The 24,261-nt window shown below is 26.8% G+C and carries 16 protein-coding genes; 15 read left to right on the top strand and 1 reads right to left on the bottom strand.

All coding sequences use genetic code 11. From position 1 onward, the window contains the following. Positions 1-245: 245 nt before the first annotated feature. The 15 genes from NSA50_RS16675 (at position 246) to NSA50_RS16745 (ending at position 22,683) form a co-directional block, all read left to right on the top strand. On the top strand, positions 246-1,409 hold the full coding sequence (locus tag NSA50_RS16675) for a galactokinase (RefSeq protein WP_257446906.1): 1,164 nt from the start codon (positions 246-248) through the stop codon (positions 1,407-1,409). Between the two features lie 12 nt (positions 1,410-1,421). Beyond that, positions 1,422-2,408 (top strand): UDP-glucose 4-epimerase GalE, encoded by a 987-nt coding sequence (gene galE / locus NSA50_RS16680; protein ID WP_195263080.1) that lies wholly within the window; start codon positions 1,422-1,424, stop codon positions 2,406-2,408. Positions 2,409-2,416: 8 nt separating this feature from the next. Further along, positions 2,417-3,934, top strand: a complete 1,518-nt coding sequence (gene galT, locus NSA50_RS16685) for a UDP-glucose--hexose-1-phosphate uridylyltransferase (protein ID WP_195263081.1) — start codon at positions 2,417-2,419, stop codon at positions 3,932-3,934. A gap of 98 nt (positions 3,935-4,032) precedes the next feature. Continuing rightward, positions 4,033-5,046: a LacI family DNA-binding transcriptional regulator gene (locus NSA50_RS16690; RefSeq protein ID WP_257446913.1), complete on the top strand. Its 1,014-nt coding sequence runs from the start codon at positions 4,033-4,035 to the stop codon at positions 5,044-5,046. A gap of 78 nt (positions 5,047-5,124) precedes the next feature. Beyond that, positions 5,125-8,043, top strand: a complete 2,919-nt coding sequence (locus NSA50_RS16695; RefSeq protein ID WP_257446916.1) for an acyl-CoA dehydratase activase — start codon at positions 5,125-5,127, stop codon at positions 8,041-8,043. A gap of 5 nt (positions 8,044-8,048) precedes the next feature. Beyond that, complete coding sequence (locus NSA50_RS16700; protein ID WP_257446919.1) at positions 8,049-9,290, top strand: 2-hydroxyacyl-CoA dehydratase; 1,242 nt, start codon at positions 8,049-8,051, stop codon at positions 9,288-9,290. Positions 9,291-9,466: 176 nt separating this feature from the next. Then, complete coding sequence (locus NSA50_RS16705; RefSeq protein WP_195263085.1) at positions 9,467-10,411, top strand: diacylglycerol/lipid kinase family protein; 945 nt, start codon at positions 9,467-9,469, stop codon at positions 10,409-10,411. A gap of 15 nt (positions 10,412-10,426) precedes the next feature. After that, positions 10,427-11,131: an ABC transporter ATP-binding protein gene (locus NSA50_RS16710; protein ID WP_306813970.1), complete on the top strand. Its 705-nt coding sequence runs from the start codon at positions 10,427-10,429 to the stop codon at positions 11,129-11,131. Then, on the top strand, positions 11,131-14,358 hold the full coding sequence (locus NSA50_RS16715; RefSeq protein WP_257446923.1) for an ABC transporter permease: 3,228 nt from the start codon (positions 11,131-11,133) through the stop codon (positions 14,356-14,358). Before NSA50_RS16710 ends, NSA50_RS16715 begins: the two co-directional genes overlap by 1 nt. Positions 14,359-14,474: 116 nt before the next feature. Beyond that, a complete protein-coding gene (locus tag NSA50_RS16720) occupies positions 14,475-15,320 on the top strand; it encodes a class I SAM-dependent methyltransferase (RefSeq protein ID WP_195263087.1) in 846 nt (281 codons plus the stop codon). Positions 15,321-15,427: 107 nt separating this feature from the next. Then, positions 15,428-15,910: a hypothetical protein gene (locus tag NSA50_RS16725; RefSeq protein WP_257446927.1), complete on the top strand. Its 483-nt coding sequence runs from the start codon at positions 15,428-15,430 to the stop codon at positions 15,908-15,910. Between the two features lie 284 nt (positions 15,911-16,194). Further along, positions 16,195-19,449, top strand: coding sequence for a DEAD/DEAH box helicase (locus NSA50_RS16730; RefSeq protein WP_257446931.1), 3,255 nt, complete (start codon positions 16,195-16,197; stop codon positions 19,447-19,449). Positions 19,450-19,742: 293 nt separating this feature from the next. Next, entirely contained in the window at positions 19,743-20,414 is a 672-nt protein-coding gene (locus NSA50_RS16735) for a manganese catalase family protein (protein ID WP_195263090.1), read from the top strand. 21 nt (positions 20,415-20,435) lie between these two features. After that, positions 20,436-20,993 (top strand): spore coat protein, encoded by a 558-nt coding sequence (locus NSA50_RS16740; RefSeq protein WP_257446937.1) that lies wholly within the window; start codon positions 20,436-20,438, stop codon positions 20,991-20,993. A 184-nt stretch (positions 20,994-21,177) separates the two neighbouring features. Continuing rightward, a complete protein-coding gene (locus NSA50_RS16745; protein ID WP_195428196.1) occupies positions 21,178-22,683 on the top strand; it encodes a carboxypeptidase M32 in 1,506 nt (501 codons plus the stop codon). Between the two features lie 156 nt (positions 22,684-22,839). On the opposite strand, the gene NSA50_RS16750 is transcribed toward NSA50_RS16745, so the two are convergent. Continuing rightward, a complete protein-coding gene (locus NSA50_RS16750) occupies positions 22,840-24,168 on the bottom strand; it encodes an IS3 family transposase (protein WP_257446850.1) in 1,329 nt (442 codons plus the stop codon). Between the last annotated feature and the right edge of the window lie 93 nt (positions 24,169-24,261).

The following is a 24,261-nucleotide window of genomic DNA, read 5'->3' on the forward strand; positions in this document are numbered from 1 at the left end:
TAAGGTTATATATACGCATTCTACTTATTGTTATTAAGTGAATCTATCTAATCAAATATTAACCATAAGCAAAGTTGAGGACTAATTAAAAATAATATATTTATCTTTAGTAAAACAAACAAAATTATTAGTAAAATTATCGGTAAAATTATTAGTAAAAAATAAAATATTTATTGATAAATTTTACTTAGCGTGATATTATTATATTGTAAAAATAAATTAAATTTTTGATTGGGAGAGTTGTTATGAGAAACGAAATTAATGATACTTTTAAAAAGGTATTTGGAGAAAAGGAAAATTGCAAAACGTTTTTTTCACCTGGTAGAGTAAATTTAATTGGAGAGCACACTGATTATAATGGTGGAAATGTATTTCCATGTGCATTAAGCTTTGGAACTTATGGAGTTATAAGTTTAAGAAATGACAAAAAAGTAAGAATGTATTCAAGCAACTTTGAAAATATAGGTATAGTTGAATTTGATTTAGATAATATTAGTTTTGAAAAGTCTCATGATTGGGTTAATTATCCTAAAGGTGTAATCGATGTAATGAAAAAACATGGATACGATATAAATAAAGGATTTGATGTGTCTATTTATGGTAATATTCCAAATGGAGCCGGACTATCTTCTTCAGCATCTTTAGAACTTTTAATAGCAGTGATGATGGACAACCTATTTGATTTAAATATAGATATGGTAGATTTAGTAAAGTTTTCTCAAGAAGCAGAAAATAAATTTGTTGGTGTTAATTGTGGTATAATGGATCAATTTGCAATTGGAATGGGAAAGGAAAATAATGCTATACTTTTAGATTGTAACACGCTAAAATATAATTATTGTCCTGTCGAATTAAAGAATGAAATATTAGTTATTGCCAATACAAATAAAAGAAGAGGGCTAGCAGATTCTAAATATAATGAACGTAGAAGTGAATGTGAAAAAGCTTTAGAAGAATTAAAAACAAAATTAAATATAAATTCATTAGGTGAATTATCTATAGAGGATTTTGAAAATAATAAAAACTTAATAGATAGTAAAATAAGAGTCAAAAGAGCTAAACATGCAGTATATGAAAATCAAAGAACATTAATGGCTAAAGATGCCTTAGCAAAAAATGATTTAAGAACTTTTGGTAAACTTATGAATGAATCTCATATTTCTTTAAGAGATGATTATGAAGTTACAGGGATTGAATTAGATACACTAGTTGAACTAGCATGGAATCATGAAGCAACAATAGGAGCGAGGATGACTGGTGCAGGATTTGGTGGATGTACAGTTGCATTAGTAAAAAAAGATAAGGTAGAAGATTTTATAGAAAAAGTAGGGCAAGGATATAAAGATAAAATAGGATACGAAGCTAGTTTCTATATAGCAAATATAGGTGATGGAACTAGAGAAATTTAGGAGGTATAAAAAATGATATTAGTTTGTGGTGGAGCAGGTTATATAGGGAGTCATACTGTTTATCAGTTAATAGATAAGGGCGAAGAAGTAATAGTTGTAGATAATTTAGAAACTGGTCATATAGAAGCAGTAAATCCGAAAGCTAAATTCTACAATGTTGATATAAGAAATGAAGAAGATCTTGATAAGGTATTTAAAGAAAATGATATAACAGAAGTAATTCATTTTGCAGCTAATTCCTTAGTTGGAGAAAGCATGACAAATCCTTTAAAATACTACAATAATAATGTTCATGGAACAGAAGTTTTATTAAAGGTTATGATTGCTAACAATGTTAAGAAAATTGTATTTTCTTCTACAGCTGCAACTTATGGTGAAGCTACAAAAATGCCTATAGTTGAAACAGATAGAACTGAACCAACTAATGCATATGGAGAAACAAAGCTTGCTATGGAAAAAATGATGAAATGGGCAGACATAGCACATGGCGTTAAATATGTCTCACTTAGATACTTTAATGTAGCTGGAGCACATGTAAGTGGAAGCATAGGAGAAGACCATAGTCCTGAAACTCATTTGATTCCTTTAATATTACAAGTTCCTTTAGGTAAGAGAGAATTTATATCTATTTTTGGAGATGATTATGATACAGAAGATGGTACTTGTATTAGAGATTATATTCATGTAATAGATTTAGCTAATGCTCATATTCTAGCTGTAGATTATCTAAGAAACGGAAATTCAAGTGATATATTTAATTTAGGGAATGGAAGTGGATTTTCTGTTAAAGAAATGATAGAAGCTGCCAGAAGGGTTACTGGACATGAAATACCAGCAAAGATTTGTGAAAGAAGAGCAGGGGATCCAGCTAGACTAATAGCTTCAGCTGAAAAAGCAAGAAATACTTTAAAATGGAGTCCAGAATTTAAGAGTGTTGAAGATATTATTGCTTCTGCTTGGAATTGGCATAAAAATAATCCAACAGGTTTTAATAAGTAGGTGACGATATGAATATTTATAGGGAAATCAAAAGGCTTATTCAATATGGATTGAAGCATGAGCTTTTTAATAAAGATGACGAAATATTTGTAAGAAATAGTTTATTAGATGTTTTAAATCTCGATGAATATGAAGATTTTGAAATAGAGGATGAAAATTTAAATACTCCAACTGATATACTAAGAAATATATTAGATTATGCATTTAATAAAGGAATATTAGAATCTAACTCCCCTATATATAGAGATTTGTTAGATACTAAAATTATGGGGATTTTAATGCCAAGGCCTTCTGAGGTTATACGTGAGTTTTATAATCGTTATAAAGTTTCAAAAGAAAGTGCTACATCTTACTTATATAGTATAAGTAAGGCATGTGATTATGTTAGAACAGATAGAATAGCACAAAATTTAGTATGGAAATCTAGTACAGAATATGGAGATTTAGATATAACTATAAATTTGTCAAAACCTGAAAAAGATCCTAAGGCAATTGCAGCAGCAAAAAATTTACCACCATCTAAATATCCTAAGTGCTTATTATGCAAGGAAAATGAAGGATATAGAGGTAGGGTAAATCATCCTGCAAGGCAAAATATAAGAATAGTACCAGTGGATTTAAATAATGAAAATTGGTATTTACAGTATTCACCTTATGCATATTATAATGAGCATTGCATTGTTTTTGCAGGTGATCATATACCGATGAAAATTACAAAAGATACTTTTAATAGGTTATTAGAGTTTATAGAAAAATTCCCACATTATTTTATAGGGTCTAATGCAGATTTACCTATAGTTGGAGGTTCTATTCTTACACATGATCATTACCAAGGTGGAAATTATGAATTTGCAATGGATAGAGCAGAAGATATATTTAAATTCAATTTAAATAATTACGAAAATATTGATTTATCTATTGTTAAATGGCCTTTAACTGTATTAAGATTAAAAGGAAGGAATAGATTGGAATTAAGTGATCTAGCAAATAGAATTTTATCTCACTGGAGAAATTATAGCGATTCTATTGTTGATGTATATTCTCATACAAATGAAGTTCCTCATAATACAATTACACCTATAGCTAGAAGAGATGATGAGTTTTATGTTTTAGATTTAGTGCTTAGAAATAATAGAACTAGTGAAGAGTATCCAGATGGAATTTTCCATCCTCATAAAGAACTTCATAATATTAAGAAAGAAAATATAGGTTTAATTGAAGTTTTAGGTCTTGCAGTTCTTCCGGCTAGGTTAAAGGATGAATTAGAAATCATAAAATTATCTTTAGTTAATGGAACTGATGATATTTATAGTAATGAAGAAATGAAAATTCATTTAAATTGGTATGAAGAAATAAAAAATAGCAATTCATTTATAAATAAAGAAAATGTTGATTCCATTATAGAAAAAGAAGTTGGAAAGGTATTTTCTAAAGTCCTAGAGCATTGTGGAGTATTTAAATGGAATGAAGATGGAAAAGAAGCTATGCAAAGATATATAAATAGCTTAAAAGAAGCAATTAATTAATAAAATATAAGGTGAGGCAATATTACTTTAGTTTGCCTCATCTTTAATTGTTATTAATAATTTATAGAGTTATATAAAGGTAATCGAGGTGGTTATAAATGGCGACGATAAAAGATATTGCAAGTGCTGCTGGAGTTTCTATTTCGACAGTTTCTCGTATTTTAAATTTTGATAAAACCCTAAACGTTTCTGAAGATACTAGGAAAAGAGTTTTAAGCATAGCAGAAGAAATGAATTATGTTACAATAAAAGAAAGAAAAAGTAAACTTAAAAGTCATACAATTGGGATAATATGCTCTTTTAATGAAGTTAAAGAATTAAATGATCCTTATTTTCTATCTATTAGAATGGCTATAGAAAAAAAATGTGTTGAAGAAAATATAGATTTTAAATCTTTATATTATACTAAAATATTAAACGATGATGCTTCAAAGTATAAGGGGTTAGATGGAATAATTGCTATAGGAATATTCCAAGATGATGAAATTAAAAAGCTTAGTGAATTATCTCAAAATATAGTATTTATAGATTCATCTCCTGATGAATGGGAGTTTGATTCAATAGTTGTAGACTTAAAATATGGAGTTAGAAAAGCATTAGAATATTTGTACAGTTTGGGTCATAAAGATATTGGCTATATAGGGGCTAAGGTTATTCCACATAATGATAATAATGGTGTAGAACTTGTAAATTATAGAGAAGCAACATATAAAGATTTTATGAATGAAATCGATAATCTAAATGATGATTGGATATTTAAAGGTGATTTTACACCAGAGGATGGATATAATCTTATGAGAAAAGCCTTGAAATTAGGAAATATTCCATCAGCTTTTTTTATTGCAAGTGATCCTATGGCTATAGGAGCTTATAAAGCTATACAAGAAAATGGATATAAGATTCCAGATGATATAAGTATAGTTGGATTTGATGATATTGCTACAGCTCAGTACTTATCTCCTTCATTAACAACTGTAAAGGTATTTACAGATTTTATGGGAGAAACTGCTTTAAATACTTTACTTGAAAGAATAAAAGAAGAAAGAAGCCTAAGCAAAAAAATTGTATTACCAGTTAAATTAATTATTAGAGATAGTTGTAAATTAAAATAATTTTTTTGCCCTATAAGTAATATACTACTTATAGGGCTTGTTTGTATTAATAGCTAAAAAGAGGTGGGGGGGATTTAAGTGATATATAGACTTGGAATAGATGCAGGTTCAACTACAGTAAAATTAGTATTATTAGATGAAAATGATAATGTAATTTATAAGACTTATAAGAGGCACCTTACAAAAGTAAGAGAAACTATATTAGAAGAAATAAAATTAATAAAGAGCTTATTAGTGAATAATGTGATAAAAGTTTCTATAACAGGTTCATCTGGATATGGTGTTGCTAAAGATACAAATATTTCTTTTGTTCAAGAAGTTTTCGCAACAACCATTGGTGTAAAAAAATTATTTAATAATATTGATGTTGTCATTGAATTAGGTGGAGAAGATGCAAAAATAATTTATTTGACTAATGGTCTAGAAGAAAGAATGAATTCAAGCTGTGCAGGTGGAACAGGTGCTTTTATAGACCAAATGGCAAGTTTAATGGGGATAACAGTTGAAGAATTAGATAAAATTAGTTTGCAATATAATAACATATATCCAATTGCATCAAGATGTGGAGTGTTTGCAAAATCTGATGTTCAGCCTTTATTAAATCAAGGAGCAAGTAAGGCAGATATTGCTGCAAGTATTTATGAAGCAGTAGTAAATCAAACAATTGGGGGGCTTGCTCAAGGTAGAGAAATAAAGGGGAATATATTATTTTTAGGCGGTCCATTATATTTTTATAAAGGACTTAGAGAAAGGTTTATAAAAAATTTAAACTTGAAGGATGACGAAGCAATAGTGCCTGATGATGCAGAAGTTTTTGTGGCAAGAGGAGCTGCCTTATTTGCAGATAGTGAAGATAAAACATATACATATGAAAAGTTAATTTCAAAGCTATCATATTCTAATAATATAAATATAGATATGAAAAGGGATATTAAACCTTTATTTTCTAGTAATGAAGAGTATAAGAAATTTATAGAAAGACATAATAAGGCCAAAGTATTAGATAGAGATATAAATAACTTTAAAGGTGATGTATACTTAGGGATAGATGCAGGAAGTACTACTACTAAACTTGTTCTCATAGATAAAAATGATAATATTTTATATAATTACTATGCTCATAATGAAGGAAATCCAGTTAAAGTAATAAAAGAGCAGTTAGGTTATATTTATGACAACTTTGCAGATAAAATAAATATAAAAGGAAGTTCCGTTACTGGCTATGGAGAAGAATTGATAAAAAAAGGCTTTGGAATAGATTTTGGAATAGTTGAAACACTAGCACACTATATAGCAGCAAGTAGATTTGATCCAGAAGTAGATTTTATACTTGATATTGGTGGACAAGATATAAAATGTTTTGAAATAGAAAACAAATCAATAAAAAGTATAATTTTAAATGAAGCTTGTTCTTCTGGATGTGGATCTTTTATAGAAACCTTTGCAAAAGCAATGGGATATGATGTTGAAAATTTTTCAAAACTTGGATTATTTGCAAAGCATCCAGCAGATTTAGGATCTAGATGTACTGTTTTTATGAATTCCTCTGTAAAGCAAGCTCAGAGAGATGGAGCAACTATTGAGGATGTTTCGGCAGGACTTTCAATGAGTGTTGTTAAAAATGCATTATATAAAGTTATTAGGACTAAAAACATAGGAAAGAATGTTATAGTTCAAGGTGGAACTTTATGTAATGATGCTATTTTAAGGAGTTTAGAGGTTGAGTTAGGTCAAAATGTAATAAGATCTAATATTTCTGGATTAATGGGAGCATATGGAGCTGCTTTATATGCTAAAAGTCAAAATCTTGAAAAATCTAAAATTATAGATAAAGACAGTATTAAAAATTTTAATCATGAATCTAAAGCTGCAAAGTGTGGACTATGCACGAATAAATGTAATTTAACTATAAATACATTTACTGGTGGTAAAAAATATATATCAGGAAACAGATGTTCAAAACCAACTGGAAAATATAATGATAATAATATCCCCAATATTTATGAATATAAAAACAATAAGATTATGAAATATGCTAATAATAATGGGTCAAAAGATACTATCGGGATTCCAATGGTTTTAAATATGTATGAAAATTTACCTTTCTTTGTAAGGTTTTTTAATGAATTAGACATTAAAGTAGTTTTATCAGATGCCTCATCAAAAAGACTTTATTTAAAAGGACAACATACTATTCCATCAGATACAGCATGTTATCCCGCAAAACTTAGTCATGGACATGTTGAAAGTATTATAAGTAAAGGTATAAAAAATATTTTTTACCCTTGTATGACATATAATTTTGATGAGGGAATATCAGATAACTGTTTTAATTGTCCAGTTGTAGCATATTATCCAGAAGTTTTAAAAAATAATATTTCTAAATTAAAAGATTTTAATTATATAAGTCCTTATTTAGATTTAAATTCAAGTAAAAGTACAGTTGATAATTTATATAATTCTTTAAAGGATTTATATCCATGGATAACCAAAAGGAAAGTAAAAGTAGCTTATGAAAGAGCAATTGAAGAATATGAACAATATAAATTAGATATTTTAGAAAAAGGAAAGTCTGCAATTAAATATGCTAGAGACAATAATTTATTAATTGTCGTTTTAGCTGGAAGACCATATCACGTAGACAAAGAAATAAATCATGGAATAGATAAAATGATGAATTCTTTAGGATTAGTAATATTAACTGAAGATTCTATACCAATTGATAAAAATAATAGAGAAGTAAAAATGTTAAATCAATGGACATATCAAGCTAGATTATTTAATGCAGCAAAGTTCGTAGCAAATAATGACGATATGCAATTAGTTCAATTAGTTTCATTTGGATGTGGAACAGATGCAATAACTGCTGATGAAACTAAAAGGGTTTTGGAAAGTAATGGTAAATTATACACTCAATTAAAAATAGATGAAACTAGTAATTTAGGCGCAGCAAAAATTAGAATAAGAAGTATGGTTGAAGCAATTAAAAGTAGGTGAGAACAATGAATTATGAATATAAAGTTTTTACAAAAGAAATGAAGGAAAATTATAAAATTTTAGCACCCAATATGCTACCAATTCATTTTAGAATATTAGATAAAATTTTAAAAGATTATGGTTTTGATATAGAGTTTTTAGAAGATGATGTATCTAAAATAATAGATTCAGGTCTTAAATATTCAAATAACGATATATGTTATCCAGCAATGATAGTAATTGGACAATTTATTTCAGCTTTACAAAGTGGCAAATATGATATAAACAAAACTGCTTTACTTATGTCGCAAACAGGGGGAGGATGCAGGGCTTCTAATTATATCCATTTAATTAGAAAAGCTTTAGAAAATAGTGGTTTTGGTAATGTACCAGCTATTGGTTTAAGTTTGACAGGAATTGAAAAACATCCAGGATTAAAATTAAGCCCATCAGTTATTTTGAAAGCTGTTTATGCAGTATTATATGGTGATTTAATAATGTGTTTATATAATAAAGTTAAGCCTTATGAAATTAATCATGGAGAAACAGATAAAACCTTAGAAGAAATGATAAATTATTTAAATGAAAAATTTTCAGGGATAAAATATATGAGTATTTCTAAAATTTCAAAAGTAATAATAAAAACTTTTGATAAAATTAGTATAAATAAGAAAGAAAAAATAAAAGTAGGAATTGTTGGAGAAATATATATGAAATACTCAAGAATGGGAAATAACCATTTAGAAGAATTCTTAATTAAAGAAGACGCAGAAGTCGTACAATCTGGACTTATGGATTTTGTTAATTACTGTATTTTAAATACAATAATAGATTATAAGTTATATAAAAAAGGATTTATAAAATCTAAATTAGCTAAGGTAGCTTATAAATTAATTTTAAGCCTTCAAAGAAAAATAAATAAAAATATAGAAAACTATTCAAAATTTGAAGCACCTACAGATTTTGATGAAGTTAGAAAAATGGCGGATGGTTATATAGGTTATGGAGTAAAAATGGGTGAAGGATGGTTATTAGTTGCGAATATGCTAGAACTTATAAATACAGGTGCTAAAAATATAATTTGTGCTGAACCTTTTGGTTGTTTGCCTAATCATATAGTAGGAAGAGGAGCTATTAGAAAAATACTAGATAAGAATCCTGATGCTAATATAGTTGTTATAGACTATGACCCATCACAATCGCAAATAAATCAGGAAAATAGAATTAAATTAATGCTATCAAATGCAAAGCTAAATGTTTACTTATAATTTAAAAACTATTTACAAATAAGCTATATCTATAAGTTATTATAATAGATATAGCTTTTATTTTGCATATATAATGATGTAGATTATACAAAAAATGATGATAAAAATAAATTTATATAGTATACTTATTTTGAATAATTTATGAATAACCATTAGTATGGTAGAGGGGAAAAAAGATGACTAAAAATAAACACTTTTTTGTGATAAATCCTGAAGCAGGTAAAGTTAATGTTTCAGAAAAAATAAGTAATGATATAAATGAAATATTTAAAGATTCATCTGAAGAATATACAATTTATATAACAAAAGGTAAAAATGATGCTACTAATTATGCAAAGAAAATATGTGAAAGTGAAGAAGGAAACTTAAAGTTTTATGCTTGTGGAGGAGATGGAACTTTAAATGAAGTAATTAACGGAATTATTGGTTATGAAAATGTAAGTGTTTCAGTTATTCCATATGGGACAGGCAATGATTTTGTAAGGAATTTTGAATCTGAAATAAATTTTTATGATATAAATATGCATATAGAGTCAAATATTAAAGAAGTTGACTTATTAAAGGTAAATGGACTTTATTCTGTGAATTTATGTAATATAGGTTTTGATGCAAAAGTTGCAGAAAATATGGTTAAATTCAAAAGATTTCCGCTTATAAGTGGACAAGGCGCCTATACACTTTCAGTATTTTATTCATTATTTCACAAGATGTATAATACATTTGATATAATGATAGATGGATCCGAATCAATTCATGGCGATTTTTTATTGTGTGCCGTTGCCAATGGAAAATCTTATGGAGGCGGTTATATGGGAGCTCCATTAGCAGAAGTTAATGATGGTTTGATAGATTTATGTATTATTAAAAAAGTTTCAAGATTAAAGTTAGTAAAATTAATAAAACTTTACAAAGAAGGAAAACATCTTGAAAGTGATGAATTAAAGGAATATGTTATTTATAAAAAATGTAAAAGTGTAAATATAAAATCTAAAGAAAAGTTTACAATATGTGTTGATGGAGAAATTTTTACTAATGACAATTTAAGTATTTCTCTTGAAAGTAAAGTAATTAAATTTCTTATACCAAACAAAGAAATAGATGCGGAAATAAATTTGATATAAAAGTGAGGGATATTTTTGAGGAGCTTTATAGAATTTAAAGACGTTAAAAAAACATATAAAATGGGTGAAGTAAATATTGATGCATTAAGCGGAGTATCATTTAATATTGAAAAAGGTGAATTTGTAATAGTAGCAGGTGCAAGTGGAGCAGGTAAAAGTACTATTCTAAATATTTTAGGTGGTATGGATACTGCAACTTCCGGAGATATTATAGTAGATAATAATAAAGTGAGTGAATATTCTGAAAAAGAACTTATCACATACAGGCGTTACGATATTGGGTTTGTATTTCAGTTTTACAACTTAGTACAAAATCTCACAGCTATAGAAAATGTTGAACTTGCTACTCAAATTTGCAAAAATCCTTTAAATCCTTCGGATATTTTAAATGCAGTTGGACTAGAAAATCGAAAAGATAATTTTCCAGCTCAACTTTCAGGTGGAGAGCAGCAACGTGTTGCTATAGCAAGAGCCTTAGCTAAAAATCCAAAATTACTTTTGTGTGATGAGCCAACTGGTGCTTTAGATTATAATACTGGAAAAGCAATATTAAAATTGTTACAAGATACTTGTAGAAAATATAATATGACAGTTGTTATAATAACACATAATCTTGCGTTAACTCCTATGGGAGATAAGGTTATAAAAGTAAAAAATGGAATGATTGAAAGTATTACATTAAACGAAAATCCTATTCCAGTGGAAAGGATTGAATGGTAATGTTTAAAAATGCTTTTATGAAAGATGTTATTGGAGACATTAAAAAGTCAAAAGGAAGATTTTTTTCTATATTTGCAATAATAGCATTAGGAGTTGCTTTCTTTTCAGGTATAAAAGTATCTCCTGTTGATATGAAAAGAACAGCAGACAAGTATTATGATGATTATAATTTTATGGATTTAACTTTATACTCTACTTTAGGATTTACAGATGATGATATAGCTGAGTTAAGTAAAGTTAATGGTGTTTTAGATGTATTTCCTACTTATTCATTAGATGCTATAACTACTATAGATTCTTCAGAAAATGTATTAAAAGTTATGGGAATACCTTTAAATAGTGATAGCTATGTAAATAAATATAAATTAATTGAAGGAAAGCTTCCGGAAAACCCAAATGAATGTGTTTTAGAAGCTGGAAAGTTAGAATCTTTAAAATTATCTATAGGAAGTAAAATAAAGCTTGAATCTGGGACAAGTGAATTATTAAGTGATAAATTAGAAATTGTTGAATATGAAGTTGTAGGTAAAGTACAAACTCCTTATTATTTATCCTTTGAAAAAGGTACATCGAGTATAGGATCAGGGAAAATATCTAGTTTTATTGTTATTCCACAAGAAAATTTTAAAATACCAGCATATACTGAGGCATATGTAACAGTAGATGGTGCTAAAAAGTTAAATTCATATTCAGATAAATATTTTAATTTAATTGACAATGTAAGATATCCCTTAGAAGAGCTAGGTGAGGATAGAGCTAGCATTAGATATAATGAAATAGTTAGTGAAGCAAATAAGAAAATAATTGAAGGTAAAGAGGAACTCGAGAATCAAAAAATTAAAGGTAAAGAAGAATTAGATAAGGCTAAGAAAAAACTAGAAGAGTCAGAAATTGCTTTAAAGGATGGGGAAAGTGAACTAGCAAAAAAAGAAAATGAATTTAATGTTTCAATTATGAAAGCTGAAAATCAAATTTCTTTGTCAGAATATACAATAAGCGATGGTAAAGTTGCCTTAGAATCTGCAAAAAATGCTTTTCAAGCTGAAAAGTTAAATGCAGAAAAACAAATGGATATTGCTAAAAGCACTCTTTTAACTTTGAATGATACTAAAACAGGCCTAAATGAAGAAATTACTAAAGTAAAATTAGCTTTAAAAGTTCCTAATATTTCAGAAGAAGAAAAAAATAAGCTAAATATTCAACTAGAAGTTTTAACTAGAAGCATGGATGAATTAGTTAAGGGTATAGAATATATCAGTAATGAAATTCAAAGTGGAGAAGAAAAGTTAAGATTAGCAGAAAGTGAAATTACAAATAAAGAAAATGAATTAATAAATGGTGAAAAACTTTTAAATGAAAAGAAAATCCAATTAGAAGTTTCTAAAAATGAAGCAGTTAATCAATTTGAAAGTTCAAAGCTACAATTAGAAAATGGAAAAAATGAACTACAAAAAGGAAAAGAGGAGTACGAAAAATCTAAGGAAACCTTTGAAAGAGAAATTGCTTCTGCTGAAGCAAAAATTAAAAAGGCAGAAAATGATGTAAAAAGTATTGAAGAACCTAGTTGGTATATATTAGACAGAAATAGTCATTATTCATATGTAGATTATAAAAATAATGCTGATAGTATAGATAAATTAGCTAGAATATTTCCAGTATTCTTCTTTTTAGTTGCTGCTTTAATATGTTTAACAACAATGACTAGAATGGTAGATGAACAAAGAATAAATATAGGAACTTTAAAAGCTTTAGGATATTCAAAATCTAAAATTGTATCAAAGTATCTAATATATTCTTTCTTAGCTAGTTTTTTAGGTAGTATAGTAGGACTTGCAATAGGATTAACTGTATTTCCAATAGTAGTTTTTGATGCCTATGGTATTATGTACACTTTACCTAAAGTTGAATTAGAATTTAATATACCAATAGCAATTTCTATAACTGTAATAGCTATCTTAGTAACTACTTTATCTTCATTCTTTGCATGCTACAAAGAGTTATCAGAAACTCCGTCAGCTCTTATGAGGCCTAAAGCTCCTAAGAATGGGAAAAGAATACTAGTTGAAAGAGTCAATTTCATTTGGAGTAAATTAAGCTTTATCGGTAAAGTAACAGTAAGAAATATATTTAGATATAAGAAGAGATTCTTTATGACTGTTTTTGGTATTGCTGGATGTACAGCTTTAATTGTCACTGGCTTTGGAATAAAAGATTCAATAAAGACTATAGTTGATAAGCAATATGGAGATATATTTAAATATAACTTAACTATAAATATAGATAAAGATGCAAGTGATTTAGAAAAACAAGATATTTTTTCAGATATAAGTAGTTTGAAAGAGGTAGATAAACTACTAATGGTACAATCAGAAAGTGCTAAAATAGTTACTGATGACGGAGATAAAGATATTTATATAATAGTTCCTGAGTCCTTAGATAAATTTGATCAGTTTATAAACCTAAAAAACAGATTATCTAAAGAAGAGATTAAGTTAAAAAACGATGGAGTTATATTATCAGAAAAAGCTGCAAAGAAAGCAAATGTTAAACTTGGTGATGAAGTAAAAATTAAAGTTAATAATAGAGAAATTTTAATGAACGTTTCTGGGATTGCAGAAAATTATACATTTAATTATGTATATATGTCTTCTAAATATTATAAAGAAAAATTTGATATTAACAGTAATTTTAATTCTATTTTAGTTAATACCTCTATAATAGAAGATGAAGATAAGTTTTCAAAGACAATTATGGAGAAACCTATAGTTAAAAGCGTATCATTTAATGCTGGTATAAAAGATAATTTTGACAATACGATTAAAAGCTTAAATTATGTTGTTTTAGTAATGATAGTATCTGCAGGAGCATTAGCTTTCGTTGTTCTTTATAATCTAACTAATGTAAATATAAGTGAGATAATGAGAGAAATTGCCACAATAAAAGTATTAGGCTTTTATGATAATGAAGTATCTGCATATATTTATCGAGAAAATATAATATTGACTTTATTTGGTATTGTTTTCGGTGAATTTTTAGGAATATTCCTACATAGATTCATAATGGTTACAGTAGAAATGGATAATATTATGTTTGGAAGGAATATTGATTTATTAAGCTTCTTAATTTCAGCATTACTTACAATAATATTTGCAGTACTTGTTAATATTGTTATGTATTATAAATTAAAAAAAGTAGAAATGATAGAATCATTAAAATCAGTTGATTAATAAAAACAAGATAGAAGAACACTCTTCTATCTTATTTTTATTGACTTATATAAAAGAACCATTTTTATTGCAAGGTATATACTATATTATGTATATAAATCTTAGGAGAAATGTTTATGTCATATAGTGAAATTTATGAGAAAATTGGTTTTAAAAGAGAGATGGAAAGGTTAGAAAAGCAGGCATATTTGGGTTTCGAAAAAGAAATGAGGATGTTAAAATTATTAGGAGTAAAAGAAGATAGTGATATTTTAGAAGTCGGAAGTGGGCCAGGTTTTTTTACAAAGATATTATTAGATAATTTTAGTAAATGTGAAGTTACTGCATTAGATAATGATGAAAAACTTCTTGAATTTGCTTATAGTAATCTTAGTAAAGAATATGGTAATAGAGTTAACTTCGTAATTGATGATATTACAAATACTTCTATACCAGATAATTATTATGAATGTGTTATTGCAAGATTTGTTTTTCAACATCTTAATAATCCAATTTCGGCACTAAAAGAAATATATAGGATTCTTAAACCCGGAGGGAAATTAATTATAATTGATATTGATAGTGAACTATGGGGGCTAACATATCCTAAAAATAATTTAATTAAAGCATTAAATGATAATTTATCAAAGTTTCAATCTAGTTTAAATGGTAATAGAGAAATTGGAAGAGTACTTATAACTCTTTTAAAATCATTAGGATTTATAAATTACGATATTGAAGCTATAATAAATCATAGTGATATTTTAGGAAAAGACAATTTTAGATATAAAATAAATAGCAGTATGGTAAGTGATTCAAAATTATCAAAAATCTTAGAGGAATATAATAACTTCTTTAATTTAAGTTATTCTTCAGTTATGCTATTAAAGCTTTTCTTTTATGGCGAAAAGCCTAAAGAGGTTAGAAAAACTAAAAAAAATAATGAGCTTAATATAAAAGATAAAGAATCTGAAAATAAATAACATTAGATTAAGTATTAATGGTAGTATTCCCATTATATACTCCTTTAATACTATGCTATAAGAGTAGTATAATTAATTAATGATTAATTTGTATTCTTAGGAGGGGAATGGTTTTGTACTACACTGGAAATTTAGATCTACTAGAGTGTGGATATATAGGTAATTATATTACGAAATTTGAGGATAATAAGATATACTCTAGTTTTTACTTAAAGGAAGAAAACCTTAATTTAAAATATATACAAGAAAAATCTATTGTTGAAATGAAAGCTAATTCTATAAAAATAAATGGACAAGTAGTGCTTGTAATACTATTTAGATTTGCTGGAAGTAATAAGTTTATTTATGGACGTATATATAATAAGAATTCCGACTTAGATAAAGAACATCTTCAAATGTTAGTATTTCAAGATACAATACCTATATGTTTTGTAGATTCTAATAATAAAATCATTGCCACAACTTTAGTTGAAAATGATTTAAGGAACTCAATTAAAGATTATATTATAAAAAAAAGAGTTAAATATAGCCCTTCCTATGATTTTGAAGATAGGAAATGTAAATTAAAGGAGTTATGGATGAATGCATAATGAGAAGTGGCAAAAGCCACTTCTTTTTGTTATAATTAAAGTTAGTTTATATTTTGCAAAGCAATGTATAAGATGAAGGAATGAAAAAATTAAAGAATGAAAAAATTGAGGTGGTTTTGCTATGCAAAATCTGAAATATAAAAGTGAAAAGTACTTTTAATAGGAAATCTTTGAAATTTCTTATTAATTTTTCATAATTCAATATAGTTGAATCATATCCTTAATATTTTCACTTTTCACTTTTTCAATCTTTCACTATTTCGTTATTATATAAGGTGAGAATTATGATTAAACAAGTTTTATTAGAAAAATTTAATAAAGATACATCAGGTAAAAATAATTTAGGTGGAAAGAGAATTTTAGAAAATGATTTAATTTCTAATTTTGAAGTAAAATGTGATGATGATTTGGTTTATATAGATTCTAAGATTATATCGGAAAATTTTTTTAATGAGTACAACTCTAAAATGGAAATAGATATAAATACTAAAAATGTAATATCAACTTTTTGTAGCTGTGATGACTTTGAAAGAAATGAATTGCGTAAACATAATTATTGTTGTAAACATCTATTTGCAAGCTTTTATAAATTTTTAAATGAATTAGATGATATTGAAGAAGTTAAAGCTAAATTTAACGATTCAGTTTTAAATAAGATTATTTTTAAAAATAAAAAAGATAATATATTAGATTTGCTTTTAGAAGAAGAAAACAAAGATGAGATTAAAATAGAAGTTTATATAAACAAACAAGGTCTAAAGAATAAATTAGCAGCAGAATTTAAAATAGGATTAAAAGGATTATCCTCAAATAGATTATATGTTGTTAAAGATATAAACCAATTTTTAACTTCATATTATAATAAGCTACCAATTAAATATGGCAAAGACTTTAATTTTGACCTAAGATATCAAAGGCTAGGTATAAAGGAAAAGAAAATAATAGATTTTATTGAAAAAGTGAAAGATATAGAATCAGTTTCATCAAATTTTATGAGAAGGCAAGATAAATATATAGATGGAAAGATGTTAATACTTCCTGATTTTTTGATAAGAGAATTTTTTGAAACTGTTTCAAAGAACAGAGTTTATTTAAATGAAGGTTTTTTTTATAAGCCCGTAGAAACTGAAATTATTTTTAATAAACCAGATATAAAAATATCTTTAAAGGAATTTGAAAAAGAATATTTATTAGCTTTAGAAGATGGAATACCAGAAAAGGTTGATAAAAAGGGAACTGTATTTTTATATGGAAGTAGCATTTTCTTACCAAGCATAGAGTATTGTTATGATATATCAGCATATTTAAACATATTCAATAATACAAGATCTATTTCATTAGATAAGGATGAGGAAATAAGAATTTTATCCAAGTTATTACCTAAACTTTACACACTATCTGATGATGTAAGTATTAATAAGCCTATAAAAAACAAAATTGTAAAAGAAAATGTTGAATTTAAGTTTTATTTTGATAAGGTTAATAAGGATGTAACATTAATTCTAAAAGTTAAATATGGAGAACATGAATTCAATATATTTCATGAATATAAAAATAAAATTATATATAGAGATTTAAATAAAGAAAGAGAAGTTATGTCCTTTTTAAGATCCCTTGGTTTTGAAGCTTCAGGAGATAAATTTTATTTATTACTTGGGGATGATTATTTATTTAAATTCTTTAAATATGATATTGAAAAGCTTCAAAATGTTGGAGAAGTTTTTTATTCACAAAACTTTAAAATGATAAAACAAATCAACAGTAAAAATATAACAGGTAATATACAAAGCGGTAAATTTGATTATTTTGAATTAAAATTTAAAATTGACAATATACCAGAAAATGAAGTTAAAGATATAATATTAGCACTTAGAGATAATCTTAACTATTTTAAACTTAAAAATGGTGAGTTTTTAGATTTAGAAGAAATAGAACTTAAAAACTTTTTAAATTTACTAGATGTATTATCTTTAGAAAATGATATAGAAAATGATAGCATTTTATTTAGTAAAAATAAAGCTTTATATATAGATAATTTTATTAAGGAAAATAATATTAGATATATAAAAGGGAAAAAGGAATTATCACAAATTCAAAAGAAAATAAGAGATGTAAATAAGCTAACATTTAAAGAACCATTGGAGTTACTTGCAGAGCTTAGATCTTATCAAAAAGAAGGTTATAATTGGCTTAAAACTATGGATTACTTAGGCTTTGGTGGAATTTTAGGCGATGAGATGGGGCTAGGAAAAACAATTCAAGCAATAACATTTATATTATCAAGCTTACCATCTAAAACATTAATTGTTGCACCAACATCATTAATTTATAATTGGAGTAGTGAAATAGAAAAATTTGCGCCAACTATTAAATATGCAGTTGTAAATGGTCCTAAAGATGAAAGAGTTAAAATTTTAAATAATATAGAAAAATATGATGTAATAATTACTACTTATAATTTAATAAAAAGAGATTTAGATGAATATGAAAAAATACAATTTGAGTATTGTTTTATAGATGAAGCACAATTTATTAAAAACAGTAATTCTCAAAACTCAATATCTGTAAAAAAAATAAAGGCATATAGAAAATTTGCTTTAACTGGTACTCCAGTTGAAAATTCATTGATGGAATTATGGTCAATTTTTGACTTTATAATGCCTGGCTATCTTTTTGATGAAAAAAGATTTAGCGTAAGGTATCATAAGAAGTTAAATGAATCAGAAGAAGTTTTAGAAGAGTTAAATAAACTTATTAAGCCTTTTATATTAAGAAGATATAAAAAGGATGTAATAAAAGAGCTACCTCAAAAGATAGAAAAGAAATTACTAGTATCTATGTCGGAAGAACAGGAAAAAGTATATTCTATTTATGCAGATCATGCTAAGAGCTTAATTGAAAAGAAAGTTAAGGATGATGATATAAAAACAAGTAAAATAGAAATCTTATCTTATATAACTAAATTAAGACAGCTATGCCTTGATCCATCTGTATTGATAAATGATTATGTAGGTACCAGTGGTAAAGTAGATGCTCTTATTGAAATTCTACAGCAAGGTATAGAGGAAGGACATAAAATATTAGTATTTTCACAATTTACTTCAGTTTTAAAAAATATTGCTAATAAATTAAGTTCGGAGAAGATTTTATATAGTTATTTAGATGGATCAATACCATCAGAAAAGAGGTTAGAACTTGTAAATGAGTTTAATGAAGGAGTAAATTCTGTGTTTTTAATAAGTTTAAAAGCGGGGGGAACTGGGTTAAACTTAACATCATCAGATATAGTAATACACTTTGATCCTTGGTGGAATCCTGCTGTTGAAGATCAAGCTACTGATAGGGCTCATAGATTTGGTCAAACTAACATAGTAGAAGTAATTAAGTTAATTGCAAAGAATTCAATAGAAGAAAAAATAATTGATCTTCAGGATGAAAAGAGAAAACTAATAGAAAAGATAATTGACAATGAGAATGATATGTCAAGCATAAATACATTAAGCGAGGAAGATATATTAAGTCTTTTCTCAATTAATTAATTGTTAAATTAATTTATTTATAATAAATAATATAACAAGAAAAATTATTTTATGTTAATTAATAATAAAATGACAAGCAAAGTGAAAATATACATTTTAGAGTTGTTAAGAGATTTATTATTAGAGAAGTTTATAAAGAGTTTCTAAGAATATGCTGCTATAGCATGTTCTTTTTTTTATGAGTTATTATATTGATATTAAATTTACAAAACATTTAGTACAGGCTAATTTAATAGAATATCCATATTAAAATTGGGAAACATAGTATTGAAGTAAATTTCGGAGGGATAAATATGTTTAAACATGAAAAATCATTATTACATGAAGTAAAAGTAGAAAGACCTAATCCTCAATACGCTGTATTATTACAAGAGCAGTTAGGAGGAGCTAATGGGGAATTAAAAGCAGCAATGCAATACATCTCACAAAGTTTTAGAATAAAAGATCAAGAGATAAAAGACTTATTCCTTGATATTGCTGCAGAAGAATTAAGTCATATGGAAATGGTAGCAACAACTATTAATTTATTAAATGGTCATGATGTAGATTATAAGAAGGTAGTTTCTGGGGAAATTCAAGGGCATGTTTTAGGTGGATTATCACCATTATTAATTAATTCGTCTGGATATTCATGGACTTCTGATTATGTATCATGTACAGGAGATTTAGTTGCGGATTTACTTTCCAATATTGCATCTGAGCAAAGAGCTAAAGTTGTATATGAATACTTGTATCGTCAAATTGAAGATAAAGAAGTAAGGGCAACTATTGATTTTCTATTAAATAGAGAAGAAGCTCATAATGCTTTATTTAGAGAAGCACTTAACAAAGTTCAAGGAACTGGATCAAATAGAGATTTTGGTGTTACTGAAGATTCTAAGCTTTATTTTGATTTATCAACTCCAGGACCAGAACATAAAGCACCAGATCCAACAGCACCTTCTTTTAATGATCCAAGAAAATAAATAATATAAAGGAGAATTATCATGCAATTAGCTTCAAACGAATTAAATCAATTAAGTGAATTAATAATGAGCTGTGTCAATTCAATAACATCTATGGGATTATTTAAGAATATGGTTCAAGATCCAGAACTTAAGAGTATATTAGAAACTCATTTACCAGTCCATATTCAAGATTATAATATAAAGGTGGAATATGTTAAAAATGCAACTACACCTACACAAAAATTAAATGTACCAGCATTGAAGAAAACTCTACAAGACTTTACGAAGGCGCCAGTAAATATGACTCAACCTACAACTCCTAATACAAATGCTACAACATTAAATGATAGAGAAATTGCAACATCATATCTTTTAACATTAAAAAGAGCAGGTAGAGAATATGCATGGAGTGCTATGGAAGCAAGTAATCCAGATTTAAGAGAATTTTTAAAAGATGCATTTACTATGAGTTGTAATCATGCTTATGAAGTATGGCAATGGATGGTGAAAAAAGGTTATTATCCACTATGTCCAGCGCCACAAGATGAAATAACCAAAATAGGTAATACTTATAATGAAGTTACCAATCAGCAATAGATTAATTGATCAATATAAAAAGAATATGGCTTCAAGTCATATTCTTTTTTATTACATAAATAATAAAGTTTCGCTTATATATAGAGTATTTTGATTTTAGCTATAAATTTTAAATATACTTATTTTGATGATAAATATATGATATATTTATATATAAGTAAAATTTATAAAAGGAGGAAGTAATATGCCATTAAAGGAAAAAGTTGAAGAACTTAAAGATTATTTAAGTAAATATGAAAAATTAGTACAAGCAATGAATTTAGTTTACTGGGATATGAGAACTAACATGCCAATTAAGGCAGGAGAGTCTAGATCAAAAGTTTTAGAGTATTTGTCAGGGGAAAGCTTTAATACGATTACTAGTCCTAAAGTAGAGGAATTTATAAAGGATTTATCACAATATAAAAATGAAATGAATCATACTGAAGTTAGAATGCTAGAAGAGCTTGAAAGAAATTATAATGAAACTAAAAAAATACCTCAAGATAGATATGTAGCTTATGTTGGTATCTGCAGCAATTCAGAATTAGCTTGGGAAAAAGCTAAAGATGTTAATAATTTTGAAATATTCAAACCTCATTTAGAGAAAGTTGTTGAGTTTCAAAAAGAATTTATTAATTATTGGGGATTTAAGCATGATAAGTATGACACCCTTTTGGATAAATATGAATTAGGATTAACTACTGAAAAATTAGATAAAATATTTGCTGAACTAAGAGATGGAATAATAGAGGTATTAAACAGTATTAAAGCTAGCAATAAAAAGATAAATCGTGATTTTTTATATGGTAAATTTGATACAAATAAACAAAAAGATCTATCATTATATATTTTAAATAAATTGGGATTTGATTTAAAAGCTGGTAGATTAGACGAAAGTGTTCATCCGTTTACAACAAACTTTGGAAATAGAGATGTAAGATTGACTACTAATTATCATGAAGATGAATTTGCATCAGCTTTATTTAGTACTATTCATGAAGGTGGTCATGGTATTTATGAACAAAATATAAGTGATGACCTAGAATCTACTGGACTTCAATCTGGAGCTTCTATGGCAATACATGAATCGCAATCAAGATTTTACGAAAATATATTAGGTAGAAGTAAGGAGTTTTGTTCATATTTGTTACCTATAGCTAAAGAATATTTTGAAGATTTTAAAAATGTTACTTTAGATGAGTTTTATGAAGCTATGAATTATGTTGAACCTTCACTAATTAGAACTGAAGCAGATGAATTAACATATGGACTTCATATTATAATAAGATATGAAATAGAAAAAGAATTAATTAATGGAAGAATAGGCGTAGATGACCTTAAAGAGTTATGGAATAAAAAATATAAGGAATATTTAGGAATTGAACCTAAAAATGATAGTGAAGGAATACTTCAAGATATGCATTGGTCAGATGGGTCTTTTGGATATTTTCCAAGTTATGCATTAGGAAATTTATACGGAGCTCAAATGTTCCATAAACTTTTAGAAGAAAATCCAAATATAATGGAAGAAGTTAAAAATGGTAATTTTACTGAAATATTTAATTGGTTAAAAGAAAAAGTTCATGTACATGGTTCATTATATACTCCTGAAGAACTTATAAAGAATATAACTGGAGAAGAACTTAATTCAAAATATTTTATAGATTATTTGAAAAATAAGTATTATAGAATATATGATGTAAGATAATATTTTAATTAAGGAGCAGCCTTAGAACTCTATTTAATATAAAATTCATTCAATTTAAAGTAAGCTTTATTGTCTTAAAAAAGTTAATATCTTATTTTTATAAAGGGGCTCGCGTTTTAAACTGATACCTATGTCAAGGACATTATAAAAAAAGGGTTATGCACAAAGAAGATGATTTCTGTATTGAACAGGGGTCATCTTTTTTTGATCCCATTTATATCTGTAGTTATTATAATAAATTATATATTTATTAATTTTGCTTTTAAGTTCTTCATATGAATTACACTTCTTAGATTTAACAGAGTCCTTCAAATGACCAAAGAACGATTCCTGCGGGGCGTTATCCCAACAGTTTCCACGGCGAGACATAGATTGTCCTAAGTTGTTTTCCTTCAGTAAGGCTTGAAATATAGGACTTGTATAATGTGATCCTTGGTCAGAATGGATAAATGCATTAGCAGCTAACTTTACTTTCTTCTGTTTTTTTAGTTTTAATATTGTTTCTGTCGCTATATCTAGAGTGATTCGCTTAGACATATGATGAGTTAATATTTCACCTGTTGAGGCATCTAGAATGGTTGACAAATAAGCCATATCGTTTTCGCCGTATGGCAAATATGTAATATCAGTTAATAAAACTAAACCAGGAGTTTCTTGCTTGAAATTTCTTTCTAAAAGATTTGGAACAGTTCTATGTTCTTTAGTTGCTTTTATTATTTTTTTATAAGGGTTAGTCTTTCTATATGGGCATATAATTTCATATTTTTTCATTATTCGTTGTATCTTTTTTAAGCTATAAATTACATTATATTCATTTTCTAATATCATTTTAATAGACCTAGAACCTTTCTTGTATCCACGTCGGTTAAAAGCCTTTAAAATTAGATTTTTAGCAAATATGTCTTGGTTGTCACGTTGCTTTCGTATATCTGCTGAATTTATATAATTGTAATATCCCGAGCGTGAAACATCTAAAATCTTGCAAAAATATCCTGTTAACCTTTTAAAATTATTCATTTCAATTGTAGATTTTATTAATTCAAATTTAGTGCTAGTATTCAATTCTTTATTTTTCTTTATCAGCAACCTTTCTTTCTCGTCTAATTTTTTTAATAGTTCTACCTGTGCTTCAAGTAGCTTGATTTTAGCTTCTTGTCTTTCTATAATTTCTTCTTTCGTTAATTCGCGATTAACATTGCGGTAACGTGGAGTTCTTGTGGCTTTATCTAAAGCTAGAATACCGCCTTTATCATAGGCTTTCTTCCATCTAGCAGCTGATTCTTCAACTCTTTTAATTCCAATCATAGCTATATCAAATCCATTTTCAGCAAAAATTTTTCGTGCTGGTTTTCCAGAAATATATTCATCTATAAATAATCTTTTGAACTCAAATGTATAAGTTATTGTTGTTTCACTTACTTTAGCTACATATTTATTCTTCTTTAATTTTTCTATATCTTCTCTCGTTAATAAAAATCTACCCATTCAGCAACCTCCATCTATTTATTTAATTATATAAAAAATACCTATAGACATAAACCCTTTTATTTAAGTGTCTAGTCTATAGGTATCAGTTTA

It is taken from the genome of Clostridium mucosae, from assembly GCF_024622765.1.
Classification (GTDB): Bacteria; Bacillota; Clostridia; order Clostridiales; family Clostridiaceae; genus Clostridium.

Bases quoted from the DNA above. Each gene is read 5' to 3' on its own strand.
- NSA50_RS16735 (WP_195263090.1), top strand. From the start codon at position 19,743: ATGTTTAAACATGAAAAATCATTATTACATGAAGTAAAAGTAGAAAGA.
- NSA50_RS16745 (WP_195428196.1), top strand. From the start codon at position 21,178: ATGCCATTAAAGGAAAAAGTTGAAGAACTTAAAGATTATTTAAGTAAA.
- NSA50_RS16725 (WP_257446927.1), top strand. From the start codon at position 15,428: ATGGTTTTGTACTACACTGGAAATTTAGATCTACTAGAGTGTGGATAT.
- galE (WP_195263080.1), top strand. From the start codon at position 1,422: ATGATATTAGTTTGTGGTGGAGCAGGTTATATAGGGAGTCATACTGTT.
- NSA50_RS16705 (WP_195263085.1), top strand. From the start codon at position 9,467: ATGACTAAAAATAAACACTTTTTTGTGATAAATCCTGAAGCAGGTAAA.
- NSA50_RS16675 (WP_257446906.1), top strand. From the start codon at position 246: ATGAGAAACGAAATTAATGATACTTTTAAAAAGGTATTTGGAGAAAAG.
- NSA50_RS16690 (WP_257446913.1), top strand. From the start codon at position 4,033: ATGGCGACGATAAAAGATATTGCAAGTGCTGCTGGAGTTTCTATTTCG.
- NSA50_RS16720 (WP_195263087.1), top strand. From the start codon at position 14,475: ATGTCATATAGTGAAATTTATGAGAAAATTGGTTTTAAAAGAGAGATG.
- NSA50_RS16740 (WP_257446937.1), top strand. From the start codon at position 20,436: ATGCAATTAGCTTCAAACGAATTAAATCAATTAAGTGAATTAATAATG.
- NSA50_RS16700 (WP_257446919.1), top strand. From the start codon at position 8,049: ATGAATTATGAATATAAAGTTTTTACAAAAGAAATGAAGGAAAATTAT.
- NSA50_RS16750 (WP_257446850.1), bottom strand. From the start codon at position 24,168: ATGGGTAGATTTTTATTAACGAGAGAAGATATAGAAAAATTAAAGAAG.
- NSA50_RS16715 (WP_257446923.1), top strand. From the start codon at position 11,131: ATGTTTAAAAATGCTTTTATGAAAGATGTTATTGGAGACATTAAAAAG.
- galT (WP_195263081.1), top strand. From the start codon at position 2,417: ATGAATATTTATAGGGAAATCAAAAGGCTTATTCAATATGGATTGAAG.
- NSA50_RS16730 (WP_257446931.1), top strand. From the start codon at position 16,195: ATGATTAAACAAGTTTTATTAGAAAAATTTAATAAAGATACATCAGGT.